The following is a 7,706-nucleotide window of genomic DNA, read 5'->3' on the forward strand; positions in this document are numbered from 1 at the left end:
CAGGAGTCATCAAATGATCGATTATGAAGTATTGCGTTTTATCTGGTGGCTGCTGATCGGTGTTCTGCTGATTGGTTTCGCGGTCACCGATGGTTTCGACATGGGCGTGGGCATGCTCACCCGTTTCCTCGGTCGTAATGACACCGAGCGTCGAATCATGATCAACTCCATCGCCCCGCACTGGGACGGTAACCAGGTGTGGCTGATCACCGCAGGCGGCGCGCTGTTCGCTGCCTGGCCGATGGTCTACGCGGCTGCGTTCTCCGGCTTCTATGTGGCGATGATTCTGGTGCTGGCTTCTTTATTCTTCCGTCCGGTGGGTTTCGACTACCGTTCCAAGATTGAAGACACCCGCTGGCGTAACATGTGGGACTGGGGCATCTTCATCGGTAGCTTCGTTCCACCGCTGGTCATTGGTGTGGCGTTCGGTAACCTGTTGCAGGGCGTACCGTTCCACGTCGACGAATATATGCGTCTGTTCTACACCGGTAACTTCTTCCAGCTGCTGAATCCGTTTGGTCTGCTGGCGGGCGTGGTGAGCGTGGCGATGATCATCACCCAGGGGGCAACCTATCTCCAGATGCGTACCGTAGGTGAACTGCATCTGCGTTCCCGCGCTACCGCTCAGGTGGCGGCGCTGGTGACGCTGGTCTGCTTCGCGCTGGCAGGCGTGTGGGTGGTGTATGGTATTGATGGATACGTGGTGACGTCTGCTATCAACCATGCTGCGCCGTCTAACCCGCTGACCAAAGAGGTGGCGCGTCAGGCCGGTGCATGGCTGGTGAACTTCACCAATACCCCTGTGCTGTGGGCTATCCCGGCTCTGGGTGTGCTGCTGCCGCTGCTGACCGTGCTGACGTCTCGTCTGGAGAAAGGCGCTCTGGCGTTCGTATTCTCTTCCCTGACGCTGGCGTGCATCATCCTGACGGCCGGTATTGCGATGTTCCCGTTCGTGATGCCATCCAGCACCATGATGAATGCCAGTCTGACCATGTGGGATGCAACGTCCAGCCATATGACGCTGAACTTAATGACCTATGTGGCTTGCGTGTTCGTTCCGATTGTTCTGGCTTACACCATCTGGTGTTACTGGAAAATGTTCGGTCGTATCACTAAAGAACATATCGAAAGCAACACCCACTCTATGTACTAAGTAAGGAGCTGAATATGTGGTATTTCGCATGGATTTTAGGGACGCTTCTTGCCTGTGCGTTTGGTGTCATCACTGCCCTGGCGCTTGAGCATGTAGAAGCGACCAAAGCAGGTGAAGAAAAGCACTAATGAATATTATCGCAACGTTATATGCGGTAATGGATAAGCGCCCCTTGAGGGCGCTTTCCCTCATTATGGCATTACTGCTGGCAGGCTGTATCTTCTGGGACCCGTCGCGCTTCGCGGCGAAAACCAGCGAGCTTGAAATCTGGCACGGCTTCCTGATTATGTGGGCGGTGTGCGCAGGCGTGATTCACGGTGTCGGCTTTCGTCCGAAAGCGCTTCACTGGCAGGGCATCTTCTGCCCACTGATTGCCGATCTGGTTCTCCTCGCCGGTTTGATTTTCTTCTTCTTCTGAATAAGAAATGTCCGTTAACGTTATGGGCTTACCCTGGCCCATAAAAATTTACTCTCCGTTTACTTTCCCCCATTCCAAACCATCATTCCCGCGCGTATAGTAGCGAAGTTTGAAAGCTCCAACTTTTCTTGTATTACCGGGATGTAAAGTGAATACAACGCTGTTTCGATGGCCGGTACGTGTCTATTACGAAGATACTGATGCCGGTGGTGTGGTCTACCACGCCAGCTACGTTGCTTTTTATGAACGGGCACGCACAGAGATGCTGCGCCATCATCACTTTAGTCAACAGGTGCTGTTGGCTGAGCGAGTTGCCTTCGTGGTACGCAAGATGACGCTTGAGTATTTTGCGCCTGCCAGACTCGACGATATGCTCGAAGTTCAAACAGAAATTACATCAATGCGCGGAACTTCACTGGTTTTCACGCAGCGGATAGTCAATGCAGAGAATACGGTACTGAACTCAGCTGAAGTCCTGATTGTCTGTGTTGATCCAACCATAATGAAGCCTCGTGCGCTTCCTAAGTCTATTGTCGCGGAGTTTAAGCAGTGACTGACATGAATATCCTTGATTTGTTCCTGAAGGCAAGCCTTCTGGTTAAACTTATCATGTTGATTTTGATTGGTTTTTCAATCGCATCCTGGGCCATCATCATCCAGAGAACGCGTATCCTCAATGCCGCCGGCCGCGAAGCCGAAGCGTTTGAAGATAAGTTCTGGTCGGGTATTGAGCTTTCTCGTCTGTACCAGGAAAGCCAGGGACGCCGTGATAACCTTTCAGGCTCCGAACAAATTTTCTATAGCGGTTTCAAAGAGTTCGCTCGCTTACATCGCGCTAACAGCCATGCGCCGGAAGCCGTGGTAGAAGGAGCGTCGCGTGCGATGCGCATCTCCATGAACCGCGAACTGGAAAATCTTGAAACGCATATTCCTTTCCTCGGAACCGTTGGCTCCATCAGCCCGTATATCGGCCTGTTTGGAACGGTGTGGGGGATCATGCACGCCTTTATCGCCCTGGGGGCGGTGAAGCAGGCAACGTTGCAGATGGTTGCACCGGGTATCGCCGAAGCACTGATCGCGACCGCAATCGGTCTGTTCGCCGCAATTCCGGCGGTAATGGCGTACAACCGTCTGAACCAGCGCGTGAACAAACTGGAACTGAACTACGACAACTTTATGGAAGAGTTCACCGCGATTCTGCATCGTCAGGCGTTTACCAGCACCGAGAGCAACAAGGGGTAAACCATGGCCAGATCGCGTGGACGAGGTCGTCGCGAGCTCAAGTCCGAAATCAATATCGTTCCGTTACTGGACGTGCTGCTGGTGCTGCTGCTGATCTTTATGGCGACGGCGCCCATCATCACCCAGAGCGTGGAAGTTGATCTGCCGGATGCGACAGAATCACAGGCGGTAAGCACCAATGACGATCCTCCGGTCATCATTGAGGTTTCCGGCGTAGGGCAGTACAGCGTGGTGGTAGAGAAAGATCGTATGGATCAGCTTCCGCCAGAGCAGGTTATTGCTGAAGCGCAACGACGCCTGGAGTCAAATCCGAAGACGGTCTTCTTAATCGGTGGTGCGAAAGACGTACCATATGATGAAATTATCAAAGCGCTGAACTTGCTACATAGCGCGGGCGTTAAGTCAGTTGGCTTAATGACTCAGCCTATTTGATCATCTGCGTAGTTTTTGGGAACCGATAGTGTCAAAGGCAACCGAACAGAACGACAAGCTTAAGCGAGCGATAATCGTCTCCGCAGTGCTGCACGTAATTCTTTTTGCAGCGCTGATCTGGAGTTCGTTCGATGAGCACCTTGATGCATCAGGCGGCGGTGGGGGCTCGTCCATCGACGCCGTCATGGTGGATCCCGGTGCGGTAGTGCAGAACTATAATCGCCAGCAACAGCAGCAGGCGAGCGCAAAACGCGCGGAAGAACAGCGTGAAAAACAGGCGCAACAGCAGGCGGAAGAGCTGCGTGAAAAGCAGGCCGCCGAGCAGGAACGTCTGAAGCAGCTTGAGAAAGAGCGTTTGCAGGCGCAGGAAGCCGCTAAAGAGCAGGCGGAGCAGCAGAAACAGGCTGAAGCCGCAGCGAAGAAAGCTCAGGAACAGCAGAAGCAGGCGGAAGAGGCGGCAGCCAAAGCCGCAGCAGACGCGAAGGCGCAGGCAGATGCTCAGGCTAAGTTAGCCGCAGACGCGGCGAAGAAAGCGGCTGCTGACGCGCAGAAGAAAGCGGAAGCCGAAGCAGCGAAGAAAGCCGCTGCTGATGCGAAGAAGAAAGCAGAAGCCGAAGCGGCGAAAAAAGCGGCCGCTGACGCACAGAAGAAAGCCGAAGCGGAAGCCGCCAAAAAAGCTGCGCAGGAAGCAGAGAAGAAAGCGGCTGCCGATGCTGCGAAAAAAGCGGCCGCCGCCGAGAAAGCTGCGGCAGAAAAAGCCGCCGCTGCGGAAAAAGCCGCTGCTGATAAAAAAGCGGCAGCTGAGAAAGCCGCTGCTGATAAGAAAGCGGCTGCCGAAAAAGCCGCAGCTAAAAAGGCCGCTGCTGCGGAAAAAGCCGCTGCCGCAGGGGTTGACGATCTGCTGGGCGACCTGAGCTCCGGTAAGAATGCACCGAAAACGGGCGGTGGGGCGAAAGGAAGTAACGCAGCACCGGCAGGAAGTGGTAACACTAAGAACAACGGTGCCTCTGGTGCTGAGATCAACGACTATAAGAATCAGATTGCTGCGGCTATTGCCAGCAGACTTAACGATAAATCGCTCTATACCGGGAAAACCTGCCGACTGCATATTAAACTGGCTACGGATGGTATGGTGCTGAGCGTTGAGTCAGAAGGGGGAGATGAAGCGTTATGCCAGGCTGCACTTGTGGCAGTGAATCAGGCAAAACTGCCAAAACCTCCGTCACAGGCTGTCTATGAAGTGTTCAAAGACGCTTCGCTGAACTTTAAGCCATAAGCAGAGCTGCGGTTATCGGGTTCTGATAGTTTTGTGTATTTGAGTTTGTTAACCTTCTGCTAAATTATCCAGGACTTATTGTTCGGATAAGGGAGATATGATGAAGCAGGCATTACGATTAGCTTTTGGTTTTTTAGTACTGTTGACGTCAGCAGTGCATGCCACAGTAAGCATCGACATTACCGACTGGAACGACTCAGCGCGTCCAATCGGTGTCGTTCCGTTCCAGTGGGCAGGCCCGGGCGCTGCGCCTGAAGACATTGGCGGCATTGTTGCAGCTGACCTGCGTAACAGCGGTAAATTTAACCCCTTAGATCGTTCTCGTCTGCCGCAGCAGCCGGGTACCGCTCAGGAAGTTCAACCTGCTGCATGGTCTGCACTGGGTATTGATGCCGTGGTTGTCGGACAGGTTACTCCTGCGCCAGACGGCGGCTATAACGTCGCTTATCAGCTGGTGGATACCGGCGGTGCGCCGGGTACCGTTCTGGCTCAAAACACGTATAAGGTGAACAAGCAGTGGCTGCGTTACGCAGGCCATACGGCGAGTGACGAAGTGTTTGAGAAGCTGACCGGTATTAAAGGTGCGTTCCGTACTCGTATCGCGTACGTAGTACAGACCAACGGCGGCCAGTTCCCTTATGAGCTGCGCGTCTCTGATTACGATGGCTACAACCAGTTCACCGTACACCGTTCACCACAGCCGCTGATGTCTCCGGCATGGTCTCCGGACGGCTCTAAGCTGGCGTACGTGACCTTCGAAAGCGGCCGTTCCGCGCTGGTTATCCAGACGCTCTCTAACGGTGCTGTGCGTCAGGTTGCGTCATTCCCGCGTCACAACGGTGCGCCTGCGTTCTCTCCGGACGGTACCAAACTGGCGTTTGCCCTGTCTAAAACCGGTAGCCTGAACCTGTACGTGATGGATATTGGTTCTGGTCAGATCCGTCAGGTCACGGATGGTCGTAGCAACAACACTGAGCCAACCTGGTTCCCGGACAGCCAGAATCTGGCCTTTACGTCTGACCAGGCAGGTCGTCCACAAGTTTATAAAGTGAATATCAACGGCGGAGCAGCGCAGCGTATTACCTGGGAAGGTTCTCAGAACCAGGATGCTGACGTCAGTGCCGATGGTAAAACAATGGTAATGGTCAGTACTGCGGGTGGTCAGCAGCACATTGCCAAACAAGATCTGGTAACGGGGGGCGTACAAGTACTGTCGTCAACGTTCCTGGATGAAACGCCAAGTCTGGCACCTAACGGCACCATGGTAATCTACAGCTCTTCTCAGGGGATGGGATCCGTGCTGAATCTGGTTTCTACAGATGGGCGTTTCAAAGCGCGTCTTCCGGCAACTGATGGACAGGTAAAATCACCTGCCTGGTCGCCGTATCTGTAATAATAATTAATTGATTACTAAAGGAATCTTAGAAATGCAACTGAACAAAGTGCTGAAGGGGCTGATGATCGCTCTGCCTGTTATGGCAATCGCAGCGTGTTCTTCTAACAAGAACGCAAGCAATGACCAGAGCGGCGAAGGCATGATGGGTGCCGGCACCGGTATGGACGCTAACGGCAATGGCAATATGTCTTCTGAAGAGCAAGCGCGTCTTCAGATGCAGCAGTTACAGCAGAACAACATCGTTTACTTCGATCTGGATAAATACGACATCCGTTCTGACTTCGCTGCAATGCTGGATGCGCACGCAAACTTCCTGCGTAGCAACCCGTCTTACAAAGTCACCGTAGAAGGTCATGCGGACGAACGTGGTACTCCGGAGTACAACATCTCCCTGGGTGAACGTCGTGCAAACGCTGTTAAAATGTACCTCCAGGGTAAAGGCGTTTCTGCTGACCAGATCTCCATCGTTTCTTACGGTAAAGAAAAACCAGCAGTACTGGGTCACGACGAAGCGGCTTACTCCAAAAACCGTCGTGCCGTACTCGTTTACTAAGAGAATTGCATGAGCAGTAACTTCAGACATCATCTGATGAGTCTGTCGTTACTGGTTGGAATAGCGGCCCCCTGGGCCGCTTTTGCTCAGGCACCAATCAGTAGTGTCGGCTCAGGCTCGGTAGAAGACCGGGTCACTCAACTCGAGCGTATTTCTAACGCTCACAGCCAGCTTTTAACTCAACTCCAGCAGCAGCTTTCCGATAACCAGAATGATATTGATTCCCTTCGTGGTCAGATCCAGGAGAGTCAGTATCAGCTTAATCAGGTTGTGGAGCGCCAGAAGCAAATTTTGTTGCAGATGGATAGCCTGAACAGCGGCGGAGCAGCAGCACAGCCAGCAGCAGGCGATCAAAGCGGTGCGGCAACGCCTGCACCTGCGGCTGATGCCTCCGCGTCGTCTGGTGCGCCTGTACAGAGCGGTGACGCGAATACGGACTACAACGCGGCCATTGCCCTGGTGCAGGACAAATCGCGGCAGGACGATGCTATCGTTGCGTTTCAGAACTTCATTAAGAAGTACCCTGATTCCACTTACCAGCCAAATGCGAACTACTGGCTGGGTCAGTTGAATTACAACAAGGGTAAAAAGGATGATGCGGCGTTTTATTTTGCCTCTGTGGTGAAAAATTACCCGAAATCACCGAAAGCGCCTGATGCGATGTATAAAGTCGGCGTGATCATGCAGGACAAAGGCGACACTGCAAAAGCCAAAGCGGTTTATCAGCAGGTGGTTGCGAAATTCCCGGGTACAGACGGCGCCAAACAAGCGCAAAAACGTTTGAGTTCGATGGGTTGATTATCGCATGACCAGAAATCGCGTCATTTCTGGTCGTGCAGCATGATTCCTAAGCAGTTAAGTGATCTTCATCGAAATTTTTGTTGCGCAGAATTCTTAAATCAGTAATATATGCCGCCGTTGCCACGGGATATCAAACAACGTGAAAGCAGCGCAAAAGTGGGTCGTTAGCTCAGTTGGTAGAGCAGTTGACTTTTAATCAATTGGTCGCAGGTTCGAATCCTGCACGACCCACCACTTAAAGCAGTTCCGGCAGTACAGAGTGGGTGATTAGCTCAGTTGGTAGAGCATCTCCTTTACACGGAGGGGGTCGGCGGTTCGAGCCCGTCATCACCCACCACTCGGGTCGTTAGCTCAGTTGGTAGAGCAGTTGACTTTTAATCAATTGGTCGCAGGTTCGAATCCTGCACGACCCACCAATTTTATTGGTGCCGAGTG

At 53.0% G+C, this 7,706-nt stretch carries 10 protein-coding genes and 3 tRNA genes; all 13 read left to right on the forward strand.

Features of this window, described 5'->3' with window-relative positions:
* The first annotated feature begins 13 nt into the window (after nt 1–13).
* The 13 genes from cydB (at nt 14) to L463_RS11965 (ending at nt 7,687) form a co-directional block, all read left to right on the forward strand.
* The gene (gene cydB / locus L463_RS12025; RefSeq protein ID WP_032102604.1) at nt 14–1,153 is read left to right on the forward strand and encodes a cytochrome d ubiquinol oxidase subunit II; all 1,140 of its coding nucleotides are present in this window, start codon (nt 14–16) and stop codon (nt 1,151–1,153) included.
* A 14-nt stretch (nt 1,154–1,167) separates the two neighbouring features.
* A complete protein-coding gene (gene cydX / locus L463_RS12020) occupies nt 1,168–1,281 on the forward strand; it encodes a cytochrome bd-I oxidase subunit CydX (RefSeq protein WP_003858598.1) in 114 nt (37 codons plus the stop codon).
* Entirely contained in the window at nt 1,281–1,571 is a 291-nt protein-coding gene (gene ybgE, locus L463_RS12015; protein ID WP_003858596.1) for a cyd operon protein YbgE, read from the forward strand. Before cydX ends, ybgE begins: the two co-directional genes overlap by 1 nt.
* Nucleotides 1,572–1,719: 148 nt before the next feature.
* A complete protein-coding gene (ybgC, locus tag L463_RS12010) occupies nt 1,720–2,124 on the forward strand; it encodes a tol-pal system-associated acyl-CoA thioesterase (RefSeq protein ID WP_003858593.1) in 405 nt (134 codons plus the stop codon).
* Nucleotides 2,121–2,813: a Tol-Pal system protein TolQ gene (gene tolQ, locus L463_RS12005; RefSeq protein WP_003858590.1), complete on the forward strand. Its 693-nt coding sequence runs from the start codon at nt 2,121–2,123 to the stop codon at nt 2,811–2,813. Before ybgC ends, tolQ begins: the two co-directional genes overlap by 4 nt.
* Nucleotides 2,814–2,816: 3 nt before the next feature.
* A complete protein-coding gene (gene tolR / locus L463_RS12000; protein ID WP_003858589.1) occupies nt 2,817–3,245 on the forward strand; it encodes a colicin uptake protein TolR in 429 nt (142 codons plus the stop codon).
* Between the two features lie 28 nt (nt 3,246–3,273).
* Nucleotides 3,274–4,521, forward strand: a complete 1,248-nt coding sequence (tolA, locus tag L463_RS11995) for a cell envelope integrity protein TolA (RefSeq protein ID WP_026094363.1) — start codon at nt 3,274–3,276, stop codon at nt 4,519–4,521.
* 100 nt (nt 4,522–4,621) lie between these two features.
* The gene (gene tolB / locus L463_RS11990) at nt 4,622–5,914 is read left to right on the forward strand and encodes a Tol-Pal system beta propeller repeat protein TolB (protein WP_017384962.1); all 1,293 of its coding nucleotides are present in this window, start codon (nt 4,622–4,624) and stop codon (nt 5,912–5,914) included.
* Nucleotides 5,915–5,948: 34 nt separating this feature from the next.
* A complete protein-coding gene (gene pal / locus L463_RS11985) occupies nt 5,949–6,470 on the forward strand; it encodes a peptidoglycan-associated lipoprotein Pal (RefSeq protein WP_003858578.1) in 522 nt (173 codons plus the stop codon).
* 9 nt (nt 6,471–6,479) lie between these two features.
* Nucleotides 6,480–7,268, forward strand: coding sequence for a cell division protein CpoB (gene cpoB, locus L463_RS11980; protein WP_017384961.1), 789 nt, complete (start codon nt 6,480–6,482; stop codon nt 7,266–7,268).
* Nucleotides 7,269–7,429: 161 nt separating this feature from the next.
* A tRNA-Lys gene (locus L463_RS11975) sits at nt 7,430–7,505 on the forward strand.
* 27 nt (nt 7,506–7,532) lie between these two features.
* Nucleotides 7,533–7,608: transfer RNA gene (locus L463_RS11970), tRNA-Val, on the forward strand.
* 3 nt (nt 7,609–7,611) lie between these two features.
* Nucleotides 7,612–7,687 (forward strand) — tRNA-Lys (locus L463_RS11965).
* The last annotated feature ends 19 nt before the right edge of the window (nt 7,688–7,706 follow it).

Origin of the sequence: Enterobacter sp. BIDMC 27, assembly GCF_000534415.1 — a bacterium.
GTDB lineage: Bacteria > Pseudomonadota > Gammaproteobacteria > Enterobacterales > Enterobacteriaceae > Enterobacter > Enterobacter hormaechei_C.

Coding starts and splice junctions, on each gene's coding strand:
- cydX (WP_003858598.1), top strand. CDS start 1,168: ATGTGGTATTTCGCATGGATTTTAGGGACGCTTCTTGCCTGTGCGTTT.
- cpoB (WP_017384961.1), top strand. CDS start 6,480: ATGAGCAGTAACTTCAGACATCATCTGATGAGTCTGTCGTTACTGGTT.
- ybgE (WP_003858596.1), top strand. CDS start 1,281: ATGAATATTATCGCAACGTTATATGCGGTAATGGATAAGCGCCCCTTG.
- tolR (WP_003858589.1), top strand. CDS start 2,817: ATGGCCAGATCGCGTGGACGAGGTCGTCGCGAGCTCAAGTCCGAAATC.
- tolB (WP_017384962.1), top strand. CDS start 4,622: ATGAAGCAGGCATTACGATTAGCTTTTGGTTTTTTAGTACTGTTGACG.
- pal (WP_003858578.1), top strand. CDS start 5,949: ATGCAACTGAACAAAGTGCTGAAGGGGCTGATGATCGCTCTGCCTGTT.
- cydB (WP_032102604.1), top strand. CDS start 14: ATGATCGATTATGAAGTATTGCGTTTTATCTGGTGGCTGCTGATCGGT.